The organism is Methylophaga sp. UBA3192, assembly GCA_002363955.1.
In the GTDB taxonomy this organism is placed as follows: Bacteria; Pseudomonadota; Gammaproteobacteria; order Nitrosococcales; family Methylophagaceae; genus Methylophaga.
The window spans coordinates 348,062-368,900 of sequence record DEXE01000007.1; the positions used below are offsets into that span (position 1 = coordinate 348,062).

Annotated in this window: 16 protein-coding genes; 13 read left to right on the plus strand and 3 right to left on the minus strand. The window is 44.7% G+C overall.

What is annotated here, in order from left to right:
- Positions 1-115 precede the first annotated feature (115 nt).
- The 9 genes from B2337_RS12680 to B2337_RS12720 all read left to right on the plus strand — a co-directional run bounded on the left by B2337_RS12680 (position 116) and on the right by B2337_RS12720 (position 10,431).
- Positions 116-913, plus strand: a complete 798-nt coding sequence (locus tag B2337_RS12680; RefSeq protein WP_292361453.1) for a cytochrome C assembly family protein — start codon at positions 116-118, stop codon at positions 911-913.
- Between the two features lie 4 nt (positions 914-917).
- Positions 918-2,201 (plus strand): HlyC/CorC family transporter, encoded by a 1,284-nt coding sequence (locus B2337_RS12685; RefSeq protein WP_292361452.1) that lies wholly within the window; start codon positions 918-920, stop codon positions 2,199-2,201.
- 1 nt (position 2,202) lies between these two features.
- The gene (locus B2337_RS12690) at positions 2,203-4,131 is read left to right on the plus strand and encodes a hypothetical protein (protein WP_292413622.1); all 1,929 of its coding nucleotides are present in this window, start codon (positions 2,203-2,205) and stop codon (positions 4,129-4,131) included.
- 58 nt (positions 4,132-4,189) lie between these two features.
- Complete coding sequence (locus B2337_RS12695) at positions 4,190-6,658, plus strand: AsmA family protein (protein ID WP_292413620.1); 2,469 nt, start codon at positions 4,190-4,192, stop codon at positions 6,656-6,658.
- A 52-nt stretch (positions 6,659-6,710) separates the two neighbouring features.
- Entirely contained in the window at positions 6,711-7,760 is a 1,050-nt protein-coding gene (gene mutY / locus B2337_RS12700; protein ID WP_349677085.1) for an A/G-specific adenine glycosylase, read from the plus strand.
- Positions 7,757-8,023 carry an oxidative damage protection protein gene (locus B2337_RS12705; protein WP_292361449.1) on the plus strand — a complete coding sequence of 89 codons (267 nt, stop codon included), beginning with the start codon at positions 7,757-7,759 and terminating at the stop codon, positions 8,021-8,023. The genes mutY and B2337_RS12705 overlap by 4 nt, the downstream gene beginning before the upstream one ends.
- Before the next feature lie 307 nt (positions 8,024-8,330).
- Complete coding sequence (locus tag B2337_RS12710) at positions 8,331-8,540, plus strand: cold-shock protein (RefSeq protein ID WP_069295769.1); 210 nt, start codon at positions 8,331-8,333, stop codon at positions 8,538-8,540.
- 307 nt (positions 8,541-8,847) lie between these two features.
- Positions 8,848-9,600, plus strand: a complete 753-nt coding sequence (locus tag B2337_RS12715) for a DUF4197 domain-containing protein (RefSeq protein ID WP_292361448.1) — start codon at positions 8,848-8,850, stop codon at positions 9,598-9,600.
- A 66-nt stretch (positions 9,601-9,666) separates the two neighbouring features.
- Entirely contained in the window at positions 9,667-10,431 is a 765-nt protein-coding gene (locus tag B2337_RS12720; protein WP_292413618.1) for an elongation factor-1 alpha, read from the plus strand.
- Positions 10,432-10,766: 335 nt separating this feature from the next.
- Here the strand turns inward: B2337_RS12720 and B2337_RS12725 are convergent, their stop codons facing one another.
- From B2337_RS12725 to ung, 3 genes are all read right to left on the minus strand, one after another.
- Positions 10,767-12,656, minus strand: coding sequence for an ATP-binding cassette domain-containing protein (locus B2337_RS12725; RefSeq protein WP_292413616.1), 1,890 nt, complete (start codon positions 12,654-12,656; stop codon positions 10,767-10,769).
- Positions 12,657-12,659: 3 nt separating this feature from the next.
- A complete protein-coding gene (locus tag B2337_RS12730) occupies positions 12,660-14,552 on the minus strand; it encodes an ATP-binding cassette domain-containing protein (RefSeq protein WP_292413615.1) in 1,893 nt (630 codons plus the stop codon).
- A gap of 64 nt (positions 14,553-14,616) precedes the next feature.
- Positions 14,617-15,315: a uracil-DNA glycosylase gene (gene ung, locus B2337_RS12735; protein WP_292413613.1), complete on the minus strand. Its 699-nt coding sequence runs from the start codon at positions 15,313-15,315 to the stop codon at positions 14,617-14,619.
- A 226-nt stretch (positions 15,316-15,541) separates the two neighbouring features.
- Here ung and B2337_RS12740 point away from each other — a divergent pair, with 226 nt between their 5' ends.
- The 4 genes from B2337_RS12740 to B2337_RS12755 all read left to right on the plus strand — a co-directional run bounded on the left by B2337_RS12740 (position 15,542) and on the right by B2337_RS12755 (position 20,814).
- Positions 15,542-16,591 (plus strand): response regulator, encoded by a 1,050-nt coding sequence (locus B2337_RS12740; RefSeq protein WP_292361909.1) that lies wholly within the window; start codon positions 15,542-15,544, stop codon positions 16,589-16,591.
- On the plus strand, positions 16,560-20,090 hold the full coding sequence (locus B2337_RS12745; RefSeq protein ID WP_292413611.1) for a transporter substrate-binding domain-containing protein: 3,531 nt from the start codon (positions 16,560-16,562) through the stop codon (positions 20,088-20,090). The genes B2337_RS12740 and B2337_RS12745 overlap by 32 nt, the downstream gene beginning before the upstream one ends.
- A 72-nt stretch (positions 20,091-20,162) precedes the next feature.
- Entirely contained in the window at positions 20,163-20,558 is a 396-nt protein-coding gene (msrB, locus tag B2337_RS12750) for a peptide-methionine (R)-S-oxide reductase MsrB (protein ID WP_292361907.1), read from the plus strand.
- Positions 20,545-20,814 (plus strand): GIY-YIG nuclease family protein, encoded by a 270-nt coding sequence (locus B2337_RS12755; RefSeq protein ID WP_292361906.1) that lies wholly within the window; start codon positions 20,545-20,547, stop codon positions 20,812-20,814. The genes msrB and B2337_RS12755 overlap by 14 nt, the downstream gene beginning before the upstream one ends.
- The last annotated feature ends 25 nt before the right edge of the window (positions 20,815-20,839 follow it).

Here is a 20,839-nt window from a genome sequence, read left to right on the forward strand (position 1 = left end):
GTAGATAGGTATGGCATTATAACTGATATGATATCCGGTGAAGCGGCTTATCGTTTATGATTTAAGCTTAGCGTTTAACCGGATAAACATTATTGGAACTTAAGGATCTCCCCTCATGGCCATTGCCAACGCATTAGCCTTCCTACTGTATTTAAGTAGCAGCGTTATTCTGATCCGTGACTTTGTCAAACGCGATCATAATGGGAATAAACTTGCCTTACCGATAGGCATATTGACCACATTAGCGCTGTTATTCCATGCTGCAGATATTTATTTCACCATGAAATTTGCCCAAGGTTGGGATCTTAGTCTGATGAGCACGTTATCTATTGCAGCCTGGTTAATGGCATTTATCGCGATGTTAACGGGTTTGCGTTCTCAGATAGCGCATCCTGGAATTGTAGTATATCCACTGGTAGCTTTATGTTTAATGTTCAGGGTCGAAGCACCGGGTAGCCAACAAACTCTCAGTGATCCTGCTTTGGAATGGCATATTTTACTATCACTTACAGCGTATGCCCTGCTTGCACTAGCCGCAATGCAATCGATTATTCTGGCCATTCAGGAAAAACAGTTACGACATAAGCATGCCGGCGGCTGGGTTCGCAAACTCCCCCCACTCCAGACAATGGAAAAGGCATTATTCCAACTACTCTATGCCGGTTTTGCATTATTGACATTGGGACTGATTACGGGCTTTGTGTTTGTTAACGATTTTATAGCTCAGCATGTGGCACATAAAACCGTATTCTCAATTATTGCCTGGCTGGTTTTTGCAGCCTTGTTATGGGGCCGCAATCAATATGGCTGGCGTAGCCAGACTGCCGTAAAGTGGACCTTATCCGGTTTTGGATTTTTACTACTGGCGTATGTTGGTAGCAAATTAGTCCTTGAATTCTTAATACAAAGCTAAACTGATGCTGGAAGATACCTCCTTAATCGCGCTGTTTCTCATTCTGTTTTTCCTGTTGGTGTTATCAGCGTTTTTTTCCAGCTCTGAAACGGCATTGATGTCATTGAATCGTTATCGATTAAAACATCTTGCCCAACAAGGTCATCGCGGTGCAATGATTGCCAGCAGTCTTTTGGCAAGACCAGATCGTTTGATCGGTTTAATCCTGCTGGGCAATAATTTTGTGAATATTTTTGCCTCGGCTATTGCCACCGTTATCGGGATCAAGCTACTTGGCGAGAACGGTATCGTCGTGGCGACATTCACCTTAACTTTAGTGATTTTATTATTTGCTGAAGTCACGCCAAAAACACTTGCCGCCCTACATCCCGAACGCGTGGCTTATCCTGCCAGTTTTGTATTAAAACCTTTATTGTTCATCCTTTACCCTTTAGTGTGGTTTACCAGCATTATTACCAATCGTTTGCTGCGCTTGTTTGGTGTTTCTCGTGAAGATGCAACCTCAACAGCCATTAACATAGAAGAATTGCGGGTGGCTCTAATGGAAGCCGGCAGCATGATTCCAAACCGCCATAAAGATATGTTGATGAGTATTCTGGATCTGGAGCAGGTTACGGTAAACGATGTAATGGTCCCGCGTAATGAAATTGAAGGCATCGATATCAATCAGCCATTTGCTGAAATAGTTAAACAACTTTCCCATTGCGGGTATACCAGACTGCCCGTCTATCGTGACAGTATGGATAATATCGTTGGCATTTTGCATGTTCGTAAAGCACTGAATCTTATGACTCAGGACAACCTGAATCTACAAACGTTTGAGAGCATTGTTAAAGAAGCTTATTTCGTTCCAGAAGACACGCCTCTCAATACCCAATTGATTCAGTTTCAACGTAAACTGCGCCGCACCGGTCTGGTGGTAGATGAATATGGTGACTTATTAGGTTTGATCACACTGGAGGATATCTTCAGAGAAATTGTCGGTGAATTTACCGCCAATACCATTGATGATGAAAAAGAAATTCATCCTCAGAGTGATGGAAGTTATCTGATAAATGGTTCGGCAAATATCCGCGAATTGAATCGAACATTGGATTGGGGCCTGCCAACGGATGGGCCCAAAACCATCAACGGTCTGGTTTTGGAATATCTGGAAAGTATTCCTGATCCCGGGGTAAGTTTACGTATTAACGATTATATTATCGAGGTCATCCAAACCGCAGACAATGCCATCAGAACGGTTCGGCTTCGTCAGCTGCAGCCTTCTTCAGAGGCGGAGCAAAGTTAAATTGGCTAATCTGCGGATACGATGCTTCGGCTTCACAGATGCAGATCATCAACAGCTGCAGGCCTTATTATCGCAGTACAACTCATCGTTGAATTACCAATGGCAAATCAGCCGATTAGGACATGCCGTTTTATATTTTTACAATATCGACAATGCCGAAGGTTTAAAAGCCTGGCAACATCGGGATATCAACCTGCTTAATATTTACTGTAGCCGGCGTAAAATCAATCATGAAAAAAATCTGCTGCAGATAAAATTACCGTTAACCAGTAGTAATTTATTTTCTGTCTTCGCTTTTGCTGAAAGACATTTTGCCCAATCAACTAAATTATCAGCTAAAGGTTTTCATTTTCTGCAATCCCCTGCCAAAGTAATCAATCCCCGATTATTCAGCATGTGGCTGGGCAACAAATTGCTGGGAACACAGGCGAAGCCTGCAGCAGATCTTCCTAAACTGCATTTACTGACCTCGGTGGTGAGCAGTGAGCAACGCGGAGATATCATTACCGATCCTGCCCTGTTGAAAACCTGGTTATCTCAGCTTACAGATGATCTGCCGCAACGACTGTCCATCCTGCTGGCCAACTTACAATCCATTAAACAACAGCATATTTCCGAAAGCCGGCAGATTAACCTGCTCGATGTTTATTACCTCGAGCTTAAACGACTTTTATTAAGCCGTGACAGTAAAATTATTGCTGCCGAGTCCAGCCTGAAAAGACCCACACCAAAAAACCTGACTAACTTTAGCCAAACTTTGCGTTGTCTGGCCGAGTTATATTTCACTTTGGCGGACAAACACTATCAACGTGGTGAACGTCCGGCCGATCAGACCCGATTTCTGTTTTGTTTAAACCGCGGCAGTGAGTTAATTGCCTTACAAATTTTGCATGCCACTGTTCATTATCGAACCGCACCGAAAGATTGCTGGTTACAGTTAAATCAACTGTTAATTTACCTTGAGAAAGCCAAAGCTCTGGATCTTAAACCTGAAATATCGCCGCTGGTCAGCAGTGATAGCTTTGCACATATATATAAGCTCATTGCGTTAACGGTTATTGCCGACCCCTACAGCCTGTCGAAACATTCTGTCATACGCCTGTATTCAATGCTTTCAGAAGTGGTTAATAAAGTTTTGATTACTGATATTCCGCCACAACAGCAAGTTCTGGAGAATGCCTTTTTATTAACCGGCTTTTTCTGTATTGAAGCAGATACAGATCAAGCCCCGAAGGCCATGTCAAAAACACCACAACTAATACGTCAGATACCTGATAACCGCATGTTACAGACTCAGGACGTGTTAACCATTCTCGGGCAAAAACTTATACCAATAAATAAGCAGGAAAACAGGTTGGATTTACTGCTGATTCGACAGGTTATGCCCCAACTGGCAGCCAGTTATCAACGACAGTCTCCCAGAAAACAGTTAATCGAATCTGGTTCTGTTGAACTGGTTCACGGGTATGCAGCCATTGTTAACTTTCTGAATGGGGCAGCCTCACCCAGTATGGAAACGATGGTATTAAATAACTCTGAACATGGCAGCTTACTGCTGATTACCGAATGCAACGATAATATTGATGTAAACGAACTGGTTTTGCTTAAAATGCAAAACTCACTGCAACTGGCCACCATTTGCTGGTTTTGCAATGATTGGCAGAATAATGCCCAGGCTGGTCTCAGCTTAATCGACGGTACGCCGGAAATTGTGACCTGTCAGCCTAAGTCCGGAAATCTTGTATATCCTGCATTACAATTAAATACTCAAATTCCAGCACTTATAACCCAGAAAGGTGTCTTTAGCCCTAAACGGCAGTTAACTGTATTTAATGCCAAAGGTGATCCTCTCAACGTGGAAACCAAGGATGTTTATTCGGCCACACTGGATTATGAACGCTTCACCTATATCATTAAAGCCGGTTCATAAACGTCGTCAAATGGCTTATCATCATTGTAATACACCCATCTAAGTACAGGATCAAAGCATGCGCACCTTTATCAAACTGATTATCGCAATCATCATCATCGCTATCGCTGCTCTCGCAGCACTTCCGTTTATCATTGATCCTAATGACTATAAAGACGAAATTGCGGCACAGGTTGAAAAAGCCACAGGTCGTAAATTGACCTTACAGGGAGATATAGGCTTATCTGTCTTCCCCTGGATAGCACTGGAGCTTGGTCCTTTATCTCTTAGTAATGCCAGTGGCTTTAAGGCTGAATCATTCGCCAGCGTCCAGGCGGCTGAAATTCGTATTAAACTGATGCCTTTATTGAAAAAGCAACTGGAAATGGACACAATTGTTCTGGATGGTTTGTTATTGAATCTGGAAACAAATGAACAAGGTGTGACCAACTGGGATGATCTGACAAAGGCGGATGAGATCTCAGATGATGCGACCGCCACTACTTCTGAAAGTCCTTCAACTGAACCTTCGGGTGGACTGGCTGCAATCAGTATCGCAGGGGTTAAATTGACTAATGCCAATGTATTGTGGTCAGACGCCAGTAAAGATGAAAATTTTCAACTGCGTAATCTCAATCTTGATACTGATCCTCTGGTTCCCGGACAACCAACCGCTTTAACAACATCGTTTGACCTTATCAGCAGTAAGCCTGAAGTCAAGGCCCATATCAAACTCGACAGCAAGGTCATCGTTGATTTAGAAAACCAGATATATGCATTGGAATCACTCAAATTCAACACGGTAGCCAATAGCTCTGCTATGCCGTTACAACAGGCTAATCTGGATCTTCAAGCCGATATTAACGCCAATATGGCCAGTGAACTGGTAACAATCAATAATTTGAAAGTGGATTTACAGGCGACCGGTTCAAATCAAAAAATCAATGCCAGTGTTAATGGATTAATCGAAGTCAATCTGGGCAGCCAGCTGCATCGCATTACTAATCTGGCGATCACTGCAGACATCGAAGATGAAAAACTGCCAGGCGGCAAAGCCAAACTGGAAGTAAACAGCAATATTATTGCCAATCTGGCAGATGAAACCTTTCAAGCCAATGACCTCGTTATAAAACTAGCCGATCTGACAATGAGTGGCCGGTTGCAAGGCGACAGGATTTTGTCGGATGATCTGGCTTTTAATGGCAATGTACAGGTCAAACCGTTCAATTTACGTAAATTAGCTAACGATTTAAAAATTGAATTACCGGAAATGGCAGATAACACCACACTGGAACTGGTTCAGTTGAGCAGTGAAATCAGCGGCAGTAAAAATTCCATTAATGCCAAAGATTTACAACTGACACTTGACCAAAGCCAATTTGCTGGTCAATTTGGTATCAGTAATTTTGAAAATCCGGCCTATACATTTAACCTGACATTGGATCAGATTGATGCCGATCGCTACTTACCACCGGCTAAAGAAGACAAAGAAAATACAGCCAAAGAAGTTGCTACACCATCCACTGCCGCCACAGGTGGTGCAAGTGAATTACCATTAGAGACATTGCGGGATATCAATGCCAAAGGCAGCTTCAAAATCGGCAAACTTAAAGCCAGCGGTATCAGTAGCGAAAATATACTCATTACGATTGATGCCAAAGACGGGTTGATTAAACTCAGTCCTTTAGCGGCAGATCTCTATCAGGGAAAGTATCAGGGTAATGTCAGCCTGGATGCCCGTGGAGACAGCCTGAAACTGGCTGTAGATGAAAACCTGCAAGGTGTGCAGGCTGGGCCTTTATTAAAAGATCTGACCGGTAATGATCGTATTTCCGGAACCGCCAATGCCAGTGTAAAGCTTAATGGCAGTGGTAAGGATGTTGATGCCATTAAACAAAGCCTGGATGGCAACGGCGCATTTTCCTTTACTGATGGCGCATTGAAAGGCATTAATATTGCTGAAGCCATTCGTCAGGCTAAAGCACTGCTTTCCGGTCAGAAAGCTGCTGAGTCTAATGAACCGGTACAAACTGATTTCAGCAGTCTAAAAGGCACATTTACAGCAAAGCAAGGTATTGTTAATAATCAGGATCTTGAATTGATGTCGCCATTGTTACGCGTCACTGGTGCGGGCGATATTGATATTCCAAGAGAGGTCATTGATTATGCGGTTCGCGTTTCGATCGTGGGAACTGCTGAAGGCCAGGGGGGCAAAACACTGGAAGATCTTAAAGGTCTGACCATTCCGGTAAAAATTACGGGTAGTTTTGACAATCCAAGACCAAAAGTTGATATGGCTTCAGTTATCAAAGACCAGGCCACTGGTGAAGTAAAAGCCAAAGCCGAAGAAAAACTTAAGGAAAAGCTGGGCGACGGGCTTGGCGGTTTGCTTGGTGGTAAGCTCGGTATTGAATCTAAATCTGACGCCTCTTCAGAGCCCGTTGAAGAATCAGCAACAGAAGAAAAAACATCCGAAGAAGCGCCTGAAAAGGAATCTTCACCATCAACAGAAGACCTGCTGAAAGAAAAACTCAAGGGTTTATTCTAATCAATGACAAACTAAAGGCCGTGCTCATTCCGGAACACGGCCTGATTCTATTTTGACTTCAAGCACTTTCAGTGACCGTTTATTAGCGTGGTATGACCAACATGGTCGTAAGGATTTACCGTGGCAGCAAAATGCCTCGGCTTATCATATCTGGCTTTCGGAAGTGATGTTGCAGCAGACTCAGGTTGCTACGGTCATCCCCTATTATCAGCGTTTTATTGAGAAATTCCCGCATATTGATGCCCTGGCTGACGCACAGGTCGATGACGTTCTGAGTCTCTGGTCAGGACTGGGTTATTATGCTCGTGGTCGTAACCTGCATAAAGCCGCCATTCAGATGCAACAACAACATAATTCTCAGGTGCCTGAGGATTTTCAGTCATTGTTACGTTTGCCGGGAATCGGGCGTTCTACAGCAGGGGCTATTATGGCACTTGCTTTTCATCAGCGTTTCCCGATTCTTGACGGTAATGTAAAACGGGTACTGGCACGATATGATGCGATCAACATCTGGCCAGGAGAAAAACACGTTGAAACAGCCATGTGGCAACGCGTAGAAGAGTTATTACCCTCAACGCGAATTGCTAATTACATTCAGGCACAAATGGATTTAGGCGCAACCCTGTGTACTCGCAGTCGCCCGGACTGCCAAAGATGTCCACTAATAACCGATTGCCAGGCCTACGCTTCCGGTGACCCCACATTATTCCCAGTCCGTAAAACCAAAAAGCAGCAACCTGTACGTCAAACTAATTGGTATATATACATTCATCAGGATAACCACATATTACTGGAACAACGTCCACAAAGTGGCATCTGGGGTGGTTTGTGGAGCTTTCCTGAAGCCGCGGCTCAAGTAGCAGATAACATTCTGCCGGTAAAAAATGCTGTCTTTCAATCATCAATGCCTGAAATCAAGCATGTTTTCAGTCATTTCAAATTAACGATCCACCCCCATATTTTCACTGCAGATCCCATTAATATAGTTGCTGAGAATAATCAGCATATCTGGGTTAAAATAGACAAGGCGTTAACACTGGGCTTACCCGCCCCGGTTAAACAATTAATTGAATTCTTATCATCAACCGAGAGGATGCTATGACACGTACCGTGCATTGTGTAAAACTCAACAAAGAAGCAGAAGCACTCGACTTTCCACCTTATCCCGGCGATCTGGGCAAAAAAATCTATGAGACCGTCTCTAAAGAAGCCTGGCAAATGTGGATAGCACATCAAACTATGCTGATAAATGAATATCGTTTATCTCTTGCAGATCCGAAATCCCAGGCTTTTTTAAAAACCGAACTGGAAAAGTTTTTCTATGGAGAAGGTTCTGAAACGCCAGCTGATTTCAAACCGGTTTAAGCTGAAATTTGAGGGAAGTCGCGCATTTTAACTGTGCACGCAGTTTGAAATTTGCCAATCTACATTTTCATTAATGCCAGTTAACCAGAACGATAAAATTCTTATAAATTCATATATTTCAATAAATTACAGTTTTTTTTTCCGTTTTTACAGCTAATTTTAACCCTAAAAAAAAACTGTAAACTCCAAAATAAATGTGACTTTTTGTTAAATTTTGGGCGTACAATGCGATTAACCCCTTTTTAAGGGGTAGTGTAAGCTGACTTAGGAGTTAAGTTAGCAGAAGATTTAAGATATTGAGGTTGATATGGCAGAGCAAGTTACAGGTACAGTGAAATGGTTCAATGACGCAAAAGGATTCGGTTTTATTGAACGCGCCGATGGTCCGGATGTTTTTGTACATCACAGCGCGATTAAATCAGATGGTTTCAGAACTCTGAAAGAAGGCCAATCTGTCACGATGGAAGTGACACAAGGTCAGAAAGGTCCACAAGCGGAAAACGTTGTCCCTAGCTGATAACACGATCCGATACAGACATGAAAAGCCGGTTAAACTTTTAGCCGGCTTTTTTTTGTTCGTTATTCTAAAACTGGCATAAAAGATGGCTTGACGCTTATTGAGTCATACAGGCACTATCAAAGTTTAGGTCTGATGATCTTTTTGCCTTTGTTATGAATTGAAAAACGTCACGCAATGCGCGAGGAATGCGTATAGCAGTTCCATATTAGCGACAGGCAATTACAGTTTGTGTGTTTTTCAATCCCACTCCTAAGGACTGGGCTCTGAAAGATCAGCAGCTCTTCGGTATGAAAGGAATGACATTATGAAATTTTCGGCAACGTTTACCTCCATCGTTTTTTTATTCTCGTTACTGGCAACCTCCCCCAGCCATGCAGACTGGAAAAAATTCCTGGAAGACTTCAGTAAATCAGGCAGTACAGCACTTGAATCGTCACAAGGTTCGGATTTAAGCGCTGATACTATTGCGAACGGCTTGAAAGAGGCACTGGAAACCGGCACCAGAAAGGCGGTGGAAAATGTCAGCAAAGAAGGTGGTTATCTGAACAACCCGCAAATCCGTATCCCTTTACCACCGCGTGTACAACAAGCCGCTGGCTTAATGCGTCAGCTGGGCCTGAATAAAATGGCAGACGATTTTGAACAAAGTATTAATCGGGCTGCAGAAAAAGCTGCACCACAGGCAACGTCAATTATGATTGATGCCATTAAAAGCATGACCATTGATGATGCCCGTAACATTCTTAATGGCGAGACTGACTCGGCTACGCGTTTTTTTGAAGATAAAACCCGTGGCAAGCTGGCCGGTTTATTTGAACCGATCATTGATACATCGCTCAATGAGGTTGGGGCTACCCGCTATTACAATCAACTGGACGATCAACTAAGCTCGGTCCCCGTTGTCGGACAGGATCTGAATCTGGATCTGCCGGACTATGTCACCGGTCAGGCGCTGGATGGTTTGTTTGTGATGATAGCGCAGGAAGAACAGAAGATCCGTAACAATCCAGCGGCACGAACATCGGAACTGCTGCAGCAGGTTTTTGGCAGTAAATAAGGTTTTCGGCTACTCAGAAAATGCGTGATGTAATAGAATAAACACAATAAAAATAAGGGAAACAACATGGCAAAAAATCACAACCTCAATCTCGCCAGTCAAGGCACATCATTAAAAGCACTATTTACCGGATATCTGGTTGTGGTCGCTGTGGGTTATCTGATGGCAATCGTACAGATTCAGCTGACTCATGGCCTTGCAGATGGAAAATATGGACTATCCGTTGATGACATCGTTTACAGCTATTACGGTAATAGAAGTAACTCTCTGCTCGAAAATAAATTACACGGTTCAATGAAACCCATGGCCACTGATGATGAACGTGAAAAAATCATTAGCTGGGTGCACGCTGGTGCCACCGAAGACGCGTATGAAAATGATGGTATTAAACAGATTTTTGAAGCGAAATGTATTATCTGTCATAACGCAGATGCCGGTGGTGCAGTCCCGGATTACTCTGACTTCCAACAAATAAAAGAACGCGCGGTGGTGGACACTGGTGCCAGTATTACGGCTCTTGCCCGCGTTTCGCATATTCACTTATTTGGTATCGCATTTATCTTTATGTTTGTCGGCTTGATTTTCAGTTTAGCCGCCGGTGTACCAAAACCGTTAAAAGTGTTCGTTATTTCAATGCCCTATATTTTTCTGTTGATAGATATCAGTGCATGGTGGCTGACCAAACTGAATCCGAATTTTGCCTGGTTTGTAATGATTGGTGGTGGTGCAATGGCACTATCCTTTGCCTTTATGTGGGTAGTATCCATGTATGAAATGTGGATTCTGCCACGTATCCGTGAAGACAATCGTGACGCATTATTAGACGAATAACTCTTAACTTAAAAAAGCCGCTGTCTTGTCTCTCAAGGCAGCGGCTTTTTTTTAGGGCTTGTTTATCTTTCATATCCACCACTGCTGGCGGCTATTTTTGTGTCCGACAAGGCGGAAAGCACTCCGTGTAGCCATACTACATAAGTGATTGACAACGCAGGCGGGCGCAAAAATAGTCCCAGCCCTTCGGGTTGTGACTGAAAAAGCGCCACTCTGCGTTACTCGTCACTTATTTAGAATTATAAAAGGCGCTCCTCGTGCCTTGATTGACGCTTTTTCAGCTCACAACAGAGGCGGAGATGAAAGATAAACAAGCCCTAGCTGTAAATTTCTGACTAGGCGTTTTGCAATGCCTCCAGCTTTTCCCATTTATCAAAAGTCGCTTCCAGCTGCTTCTCTAAATCGGCCATTTGCTTTTGGGTTTCTTTAATTTTCTTAGCATCCTGTTGATAAAAGTCTGCTGCCGACATTTTTTCGGTTAACGCTGCAATTTGTTGTTCAAGTTTTTCAATTTCTAACGGCAAAGCTTTCAGATCCAGTTGTTGCTGATAGGTTAATGTCGCCTTTTTCTTAACCGGTTTTGGAGAAGCAGGCTCTAGTCTGACAGCCGGTTTATCCTGCTTAACGGACTGTTGGCGTTGTGCCAGCCAATCGTCATAGCCACCGACATATTCACGCACTTGCTGATCTTCATCAAACACAATACAGCTGGTGACCACATTGTTCAGAAAGCTGCGATCATGACTGACCAGCAGCATGGTACCGGTAAAGCCCAGTAACAAATCCTCCAGCAATTCCAGGGTTTCAGCATCCAGATCATTGGTCGGTTCATCCAAAACCAGTAAATTTGCGGGCTGGGTAAACAGTTTGGCCAGTAATAACCGATTACGCTCACCACCGGATAACGCTTTTACCGGGGTTCTGGCCCGATCCGGCGTAAACAGGAAATCCTGCAGATAACCAATCACATGTTTTCGGCTACCATTGATTTCAACAAAGTCTCTACCCTGCCCAACGTTGTCAACGACACTGGCTTCCTCATCAAGTTGACTACGTAATTGATCAAAATAGGCCACCTGCAGATTGGTGCCTAAACGCACTGTTCCGGATTCGGGTTCTGCCCGTCCCAGCAGAATTGACAGTAACGTACTTTTACCACAGCCATTGGGTCCGATAATACCAATGCGATCACCGCGCTGAATCACTGTTGAGAAATCTTTAAATAACTGCCGGCCATCAAATGCCTGACTGATATTCTCAACTTCGACCACCAGCTTGCCACTCCGATCGCCTTCCTGGATTTGCATCGACACATTGCCAAGCACTTCACGACGTTGGCCGCGTTCACGACGCAGTTTTTCCAACGCCCTCACCCGACCTTCATTACGGGTGCGTCTGGCTTTGATTCCCTGACGGATCCACACTTCTTCCTGGGCCAGCTTTTTATCAAACTGGGCATTCTGCTCGGCTTCGGCAGACAATAAGGCTTCCCGTTTTTGCAAAAAGCTTTTGTAGTCACCGGGAAAGCTCACCAGTTGCCCACGATCTAACTGCACGATACGTGTGGCCAAAGCCTGTAAAAAACTGCGGTCATGGGTAATAAACAATAAGGTGCCGCCGTAACTTTTCAGAAAACCTTCTAGCCAGGTGATAGAGCTGATATCCAGATGGTTGGTAGGCTCATCGAGTAGTAAGATATCCGGTTGGCGTACCAGTGCCTGAGCCAGAAGAACCCGTCTTTTCATACCACCGGATAAACTGGAAAACTCAACATCGGCATCCAGCGATAAACGGGAAATAACCGTTTCCACCTGCTGTTCGAGACTCCAGCCATCAACGGCTTCTAATTTATGCTGGGCTTTTTCCAGCTTGTTGAGTATTTGTTCACTACTATCATGTTGCAGTTGTTGAACAATATGGTGATATTCCACCAGCAAAGGCCCAACTTCACCGAGTCCATCAGCGACGACATCAAACACACTACCCGCCGTACCAGCAGGAACTTCCTGCTCCAGTCGGGCAATTTTTAACTCCTGCAAACCAACCATTTCACCGCTATCCGGCGTAATCTCGCCAGCAATGACTTTCATTAATGTGGATTTACCGGCGCCATTGCGGCCAACAAGGCAAACCCGTTCCCCCTTATCGAGCTGAAACTCGACTTTATCCAGTAAATTTGGGCCACCATAACTGACGGTCAGCTGTTTTAAAGACAATAATGCCACGGATTAAACCTCTGCAGTTTCTGCGTTTTCGAGTATTTCACTGGCATCAAGCCAGTCCATTTCAGCCTGCTCCAATGCAGACTTGGTTGCTGCTTGCTGTTGCAACAAGGTCTTCAGTTTTTCTTTATTCGCCATCTCATACAGTGAGGTATCAGCCAGCAAACCTTCAATTTTGGCTAACTCTGCATTCAGCTTATCAAGCACCTGCTCGGCTTTTTTGACCTGATTTCGCAAAGGCTGTAATTTTTGCCGTTGCTGTGCAGCGGCCTGACGGTCTAATTTTTTAGTGTTGTTACCAAGCGTATTTTTTTCGATGTCATTACTACTATCCCGGCCAAGTCTTAACTGACGATAGTCATCCAAATCGCCGTCAAATACCGTTGCCTTGCCATCCGCCACCAGCCATAAATCGTCTGTGACATTACGCAAAAAATACCGATCATGGGAAACAACAACCAGTGCCCCTTCAAATTCCTGCAACGCCATATTCAGTGCCAGACGCATCTCTAAATCAAGGTGGTTGGTCGGCTCATCCAGCAATAACAGGGCTGGTCGCTGATAAACTAATAAAGCCAGGACAAGACGCGCTTTCTCGCCGCCGGAAAACGGAGCGACGGGCTCCAGAGCGGTATCACCATTAAACCCAAAACCACCCAGAAAGTTACGGCAGTCCTGTTCGGTTGCCATGGGATCCAACCGCTGCAAATGATTTAAGGCACTATCCTCTGGCCGTAACTGTTCCAGCTGATGCTGAGCAAAATAGCCAATAACAATATCTTTACCTTCACGGCGTTTGCCAGTCAATGGTTGCAGCTCACCCGCAATCAGCTTGATTAGCGTGGACTTACCGGCACCGTTCGGCCCCAACAGCCCGATGCGATCGCCGGGCGCAAGGTTAAGCTTGATATTGTCAATTAACGGCGTTTGCTGATAACCAACACTGGCTTTATCCAGCGCTAAAATTGGCGTGGTTAAACGCCGTGGTTGAAAAAAACTGAAATGAAACGGCGAATCCACATGCGCAGGGGCAATCTTTTCCATACGTTCCAATGCCTTGATACGACTTTGTGCCTGCTTGGCTTTAGTCGCTTTGGCTTTGAAACGATTCACAAAGTCACGGATATGCGCAATTTCAGATTGCTGTTTCTGATAAGCGGATTGTTGATTGGCCAGATGCTCGGCGCGTGCTACTTCAAAGTCCGAATAATTACCGGTATACAATTTAATGCGTTGCTGTTCTATATGGGCAATCTGCGTAACGACCCGATCCAGAAACTCACGGTCGTGCGAAATAACCAGCAGGGTTCCACTATAACTGCGTAACCATTCTTCCAACCAATATACGGCTTCAAGATCCAGATGGTTAGTGGGTTCATCCAGCAGCAGCAAGTCACTACGGCACATTAATGCCTGAGCAAGATTAAGTCGCATACGCCAGCCACCGGAAAATGTAGTGACGGCATTTTCCTGCTGATCAGCACTGAATCCTAGTCCATGAAGCAGTTTTGCCGCCCGACTGCGTGCTGTATAACCATCAATCAACCCTAATTTATCATGTAGCTGAGTTTGCAGATGGCCATCATTGGTTTGTTCTGCTTGTGTCAATTGTGTCAGCAACTGGTTAAGTTCTGCATCACCCTGCAACACATAATCAATTGCCGGTATATTAACCGCAGGGGTTTCCTGCGCGACATGCGCAATCACCCATGACTCAGGTAGAGTCAGGTCACCGCTGTCAGCGTGTATTTCATTCCGAATCATCGCAAATAAACTGGATTTACCCGTGCCATTAGCACCGGTCAAACCTACACGTTGCCCCGGATGAATCACCAGGTTGGCCGCTTCAAACAGCAACCGTGGTCCGCGACGTAAAGAAAGTTGGCTAAGATTTATCATGGCGCGAATTGTATCAAGCCTGCCCATCGGCTGTATTGGAGAAATCTCTGTTACACAACAAAATTCAATCTGATGACAACTTGACCGAAGCAGGTAACTGCCAATCTATGGGCGTTTGACCGTGCTGTTGTAAATACTCGTTAGCCCGACTGAAATGTTTGCATCCCAGAAATCCGCGGTGTGCTGACAGCGGTGAGGGATGGGGTGCTTTTAAAACCAGATGTCGTTGGCCGTCAATGGCCGCCCCTTTTTTCTGCGCATAACTGCCCCACAACATAAATACGACATGGTCGCGTTGCTTATTAACCAGACTGATCACCCTATCCGTAAACTGTTCCCAGCCTTTCCCCTGATGCGCATTCGCCTGACCGTGCTCCACGGTTAACACAGCATTGAGCAGCAAAACGCCTTGCCTGGCCCAGGCTTCCAGATAGCCATGTTTGGGGGGAATAATCTCCAGATCATTATTCAGTTCTTTATAGATATTCCTTAAGGAAGGCGGAATAGCCATGCCCGGCTTTACCGAAAAACATAAACCATGTGCCTGATCTGGCTGGTGATAGGGATCCTGACCGAGGATCACGACTTTTACCTGTGATAATGGTGTCGTTTCCAACGCATGAAACCAATTGGACGAATGTGGATATATCACCTTATGTTGTGCTTTTTGCTGCTGTAAAAATGCTTTTAACTGCTGCATATAAGGCTGATCAAATTCATACTCAAGTAAAGCCTGCCATTCCGGCGCTTTTTGCAAAGCCATTTTCGCTTCCCGCTATTTAAAACCACATCATACTTATTTTGTTTTTATCCCTCATCATTGCAACTCAAATATAAACTTACCAGTCAGATGCAATTAGTTTGTCGATATTTGTTAAACCAGCTTTTAAGACTGATAGACAATATCTATAGTTACTGTTATTTTCAGTAGATACCATTTGCAGTCACTAACTGATTGTCGCAAGAGTATCTATATACAAGGAATCGCGATGGATAATAACGCCAATGTTTTAATCGTCGATGACGTCCCTGACAATATTCAGGTGGCCATGAATTTTCTTAAGGAAGAGCCCTATAATCTTTCTTTTGCCACTCGCGGTCCAGAAGCACTCGCTTTGATGCGAACGCATGAATATGACCTGATTCTGCTTGATATCATGATGCCGGAAATGGATGGCTACGAGGTTTGCCGACGTATAAAGGCAGAACCCCGACTTCAGGATATCCCCATTATCTTTGTCACGGCCAAAGTTGATGTCGACTCTATCAGTCAGGGCTTTCAGGCCGGAGCAGTGGATTACCTGTGTAAACCGTTTCACGCCGAAGAGCTGCTGGCCAGAGTCAACACCCATCTCACGTTATATCGTGCTAAAAAACTGCTGCAGCAAAACAATCTGTCTCTGCAGCAAAAATACGAATTAAATCAGCAACGGTTAATGACCGAACTGGAACAAAACCAGCTGGAAATGATTTACGTATTAACCGAACTGATGGAATCGACTTCCGATGAAACTGGCAAACATATCCGCCGGGTTGCCGAATGCTCCAGATTACTGGCGTTGTATCACGAAAGTCTGACCGATGAGGATGCCGATATTCTGTTTCATGCCGCACCGATGCATGATATTGGCAAAATCACCATTCCCCATTCCATATTGCATAAACCGGGCAAACTCACTGAAGACGAATTTGCCATTATGAAAACCCACACCACCCGAGCCTATAAAATTCTTGATAATTCAAAACGTAAATACACCAAAGCTGCCGCCATCATCGCTCACCAACACCATGAGAAATGGGATGGATCCGGTTATCCTCAGGGTTTAAAAGGTCAGGACATACATATTTATGGCCGAATTGTTGGGTTGATTGATGTCTTTGATGCTTTGTTACACAAGCGGGTTTATAAAGATGCCTGGCCATTAGATGCCACCATTGATTACATCAGGACACATAGCAGTAGCCAGTTTGATCCCTATCTGGTGAACCTGCTAATGGAACACATTGATGAATTTGTTGCGATTGCCGATCAAAACTAACTGGTTGCTATTGCTTGCTCTGCTGTTCATCAGTTGCCGCTTGTCGGCACTGACTTTCACCGAAGAAGAACAGGCATGGATAGCTGACAACCCAGAAATCCAACTCGGCGCAGACTTCAGTTGGGCACCTTATGATTTTCTGAATGACCAAGGCGAACATGATGGCATAGCGGCTGATGTATTGAAGCTTGTCAGTGAAAAAAGTGGCCTGAAAATTGCCGTTCAGCCAGATGTATGGGCTAACACCATGGAAAAAATGCGTGCCGGCGAGTTAATGGGATTGAGCTGCGCAGCCGCTACCGAGGCAAGACAGGAGTTTCTCTTCTTTTCAAAACCCTATGTCAGTCTTTCACTGGGCATTATTGTCCAGAAGCAGCGCGATGATATTCAATCAATGGATGATTTGATTGGGCTTAAAGTCGCTGTAAATAAAGACTCCTATCTGCATAACTGGCTGAAAATCCATTACCCGGACTTGGCGCTGGTGTTGACTGACTCAAACGATGATTCGCTGGAAGCGGTTTCCTTTTCCAGAGCCGATGCCTATATCGGTAATATCGCAGTGGCAACCAACGTAATCAAACAACGTTATCTTTCCAATCTCAAAGTGGTCGCCAAAGTGCCCAATCTGACCACCGACACATCTGTTGCCATTGATAAACGTTATCCGCTGCTACACAGCATTATTGAAAAATCGTTATCGGCAATTACCGCGGCCGAAAAACAGCAGATCATTGATAAATGGTATGCCGTTGTCAGTGATAGCAGTGCATTTGAAGTATTGCCGTTTGAGCAGAGTCGACTCGAATTAACCGACAACGAACAGCAATGGATAAAAGATAACCCGATTGTCAGAATCGGTGTAGACCCTTATTGGCCACCTTTTGATTTTATAGACAAAAATGGTGAGCACAGTGGTATCAGCGCTGATTATTTTCAACTTATCAGCAAGCAAACGGGTCTGCAGTTTCAACTTGAACCCAATGCGGACTGGCAATCTGTCATTGAAGCGGCACAAAGCCGTGAAATAGATCTTATTGTGGCTCTTTCACGTAATACATTTCGTGAAACATTTCTCGACATGTCCATTCCGTATCTGGATTACCCACTGGCCATGGCCACAACGAAATTCGGTCATCTCAGCAGTCTGAGTGAATTCAACAATAAACCTGTCGGCGTGGTAAAAGGCTATTTTGCCGAGTCGATTTTACTGGCCTACTATCCGGAAATTGACATCATCTATGTACCCTCTGTGCGTGATGGACTGGCGATGTTGGCGGCGGAAGAGATTGATGGTTATTTTGACATTCTTCCCACCATCACCTACAACGCCAGCCAGTCGGGTTTGACTCATCTGAATACCAGTATTGTCCGGGAGTACTCCTCAGCCTTACATGTAGGTATAGTCAAGGATCAGCCCGAACTTTTATCGATAATCAATAAAGCGATCACAGCCATCACAGAAGATGAAAAACGAGCCATCGACCAACGCTGGATGTCGGTTAATACGATTGAACGCACCAATTACACACTACTGATACAGGTCGCATCTGTCCTGCTGATTTTCCTGCTTGCCACTATCTACTGGAACCGTCGCTTACGTACTGAAGTCAATAAACGGCTTATTTCCGAACAGCAGCTCCGGGAAAGTGAAACCCAGCTATTTCATCTGATTAATGTGATGCCGATGAGCCTCATGGTAACGTCGGCCATAGATGGCAGTATTCTGCTGGCGAACAAGTATTGTCATAAAGAACTGGGTTTTACCGCCGATCAGCAGAAAACATTAAAAGTTCAGGATTTTTATGCTGATATTTCTCAACGCGATGATGTACAGGCAAAACTTGCTTCTGCAGGCGAAATCAATGGTGAAATGGTCAACATAAGAAGCCGGAATGGTCAGCTTATTCAGGGCCTGTTTTCAATCATTTCCATTCAGTATCAGGGCAAACCGGCTTTTCTCGGCTTTTATCTTAATATGGATGAACGAATTGCGCTGGAAAATTCACTGAAAGAGGCCAAGAGCCATGCAGAAGCAGCAAATCTGGCCAAATCGCAATTTCTCGCCAATATGAGTCATGAAATCCGAACCCCGATGAATGCTATTCTGGGGTTTACCGAGCTGCTGGACGAACAGGTCACCGAACCCAGACTCAAATCCTTTATTAAAACCATTCGCAGTGCGGGCAATACACTGTTGCTGCTGATCAACGATATTCTTGATTTATCGAAAATTGAAGCCGGCAAACTGATTCTGAATAAAACGGCGACTGATCCACACCAGTTGTTTGATGAGATAGCCAATATGTTTATTCTGCAAATCCGTAATAAGGATTTAGCCTTGCATTTAGATATTGACCCACAGTTGCCTCACGGCCTGCTACTGGATGCCACCCGTCTCAGACAAGTCCTGTTCAATTTAATCAGCAATGCCGTCAAATTCACTGAGACAGGACATGTTCGTATTCATGTGCACGCCGATAATGTCGATGATCATCTGAGTAAGCTGGATTTACATATCCGGGTTGAAGATACCGGGATTGGTATTCCCGAAGCTGAGATTGAACATATTTTTGAAATATTCGCCCAGCAATCTGGTCAGGATGTTCGTAAATATGGAGGTACGGGCCTTGGTTTATCAATCACCCGCCGATTGATAGAAATGATGGGGGGTCAAATCCATCTGCAGAGTAACAGCGGTGAAGGTTCGGTATTCAGTATTGACTTGCCCGGGATCGATATTGCCGCCATGGCCAGTGACAAACTCCGGCAACAGGCTTTGGCATTTGATGCCAGTCGCATACGTTTTGAGCCGGCGCATATGCTGATCGTCGATGACGTCGAACATAACCGTGAGTTGATTCGACAACACTTTATCAACAGTAACATTCAGACCAGTGAAGCTGAAAATGGCCAGCAGGCCGTTGAGTTTGTTGAAAATAATTCAGTGGACCTGGTGTTGATGGATATCCGAATGCCCGTGATGGATGGCTATGAAGCTGCCCAGAAAATAAAGGGCTTTAGTCCCGATCTACCTGTAGTCGCACTGACTGCTTCGGTAATGAAAGATGCCTACGAACAGGATAAACTGGAGCATTTTGATGCCTACTTGCGTAAACCGGTTTTACGCAATGAGCTGTTTCATGCCTTAAGTGTATTTCTAGATTACCAGACAATGGAAGTTGAAGTGACCGCAACAGCTCAGCAGAATTGGTCACAGTTAAACAAGCAGCAACTGATGTCCCTGTTGAAGCATTTTCAAACTGATATTGATGAAATCTGGCGTATGGCCACAAAAAGTAACAGCATGACTGATATTAAGCATTTTGCCCACGCAATTGCCAGACTGGCAGGTAGTTACCAGATTGACACTCTGGATCGCTATGCCAGCCAGTTACTGGAACGCATTGATGCGTTTGATATCGAAGGCATGCAGATATTGCTAAAACAATTCCCTTCAATGTGTTCCGACATACAACAGGTGATACGGGCCACTTGATCCACCAGACAGGTATGAATTGTTTGGCGATTTTTTATACAATGCCACAACGTTGTAATTAAGAAGAGCAAGATGAACTCCGATTTAAAAACGGATGCACAGTGGCGCCAGCAACTTAGTGACGAGCAATATCGGGTTACCCGGCAGGCTGGCACAGAGCCGCCTTTTTCAGGTGAATATGTCAATCACGATGAAACCGGACGTTATCACTGTATCTGCTGTGGCCAGGCCTTATTTGCTTCAGATGCCAAGTTTGATGCCGGTTGTGGTTGGCCAAGTTTTTCATCACAGCTGGAGCATGGTGTAGTCACTCATCATCCGGATTACAGTCATAATATGGATCGTACCGAGGTACGCTGTCAGCAATGTGAAGCCCATTTGGGTCATGTATTTGACGATGGCCCGGCTCCGACCGGCCTGCGCTATTGCATTAATTCAGTGGCCCTCGATTTTCATGACCAGGACTGAATGGACGCTCTACATTATTCAAGCGGCGAATGGTCATTTATATACCGGCATAACCACAGACCTGGAACGACGTTTAAAACAACATCAGAACCATAAAGGCGGCGCCCGTTTTTTCCATACCAGTGATGCACAGAAAGTAGTGTATCAGGAGCAGCATCCCGATCGCAGCAGTGCAAGCCGTCGGGAAGCAGTAATCAAAAAACTCAGCAGACAACAAAAACTGAACCTTATCGGCAAGCCATCAGACCATGTATAATGGCGGGTTTTTTCAGCACGTCTGA

What these genes read in the sequence shown, in the direction of transcription:
- B2337_RS12680 (WP_292361453.1), top strand. Translation starts at nt 116, where the DNA reads ATGGCCATTGCCAACGCATTAGCCTTCCTACTGTATTTAAGTAGCAGC.
- B2337_RS12685 (WP_292361452.1), top strand. Translation starts at nt 918, where the DNA reads ATGCTGGAAGATACCTCCTTAATCGCGCTGTTTCTCATTCTGTTTTTC.
- B2337_RS12695 (WP_292413620.1), top strand. Translation starts at nt 4,190, where the DNA reads ATGCGCACCTTTATCAAACTGATTATCGCAATCATCATCATCGCTATC.
- B2337_RS12705 (WP_292361449.1), top strand. Translation starts at nt 7,757, where the DNA reads ATGACACGTACCGTGCATTGTGTAAAACTCAACAAAGAAGCAGAAGCA.
- B2337_RS12710 (WP_069295769.1), top strand. Translation starts at nt 8,331, where the DNA reads ATGGCAGAGCAAGTTACAGGTACAGTGAAATGGTTCAATGACGCAAAA.
- B2337_RS12715 (WP_292361448.1), top strand. Translation starts at nt 8,848, where the DNA reads ATGAAATTTTCGGCAACGTTTACCTCCATCGTTTTTTTATTCTCGTTA.
- B2337_RS12720 (WP_292413618.1), top strand. Translation starts at nt 9,667, where the DNA reads ATGGCAAAAAATCACAACCTCAATCTCGCCAGTCAAGGCACATCATTA.
- B2337_RS12730 (WP_292413615.1), bottom strand. Translation starts at nt 14,552, where the DNA reads ATGATAAATCTTAGCCAACTTTCTTTACGTCGCGGACCACGGTTGCTG.
- ung (WP_292413613.1), bottom strand. Translation starts at nt 15,315, where the DNA reads ATGGCTTTGCAAAAAGCGCCGGAATGGCAGGCTTTACTTGAGTATGAA.
- B2337_RS12740 (WP_292361909.1), top strand. Translation starts at nt 15,542, where the DNA reads ATGGATAATAACGCCAATGTTTTAATCGTCGATGACGTCCCTGACAAT.
- B2337_RS12745 (WP_292413611.1), top strand. Translation starts at nt 16,560, where the DNA reads ATGAATTTGTTGCGATTGCCGATCAAAACTAACTGGTTGCTATTGCTT.
- msrB (WP_292361907.1), top strand. Translation starts at nt 20,163, where the DNA reads ATGAACTCCGATTTAAAAACGGATGCACAGTGGCGCCAGCAACTTAGT.
- B2337_RS12755 (WP_292361906.1), top strand. Translation starts at nt 20,545, where the DNA reads ATGACCAGGACTGAATGGACGCTCTACATTATTCAAGCGGCGAATGGT.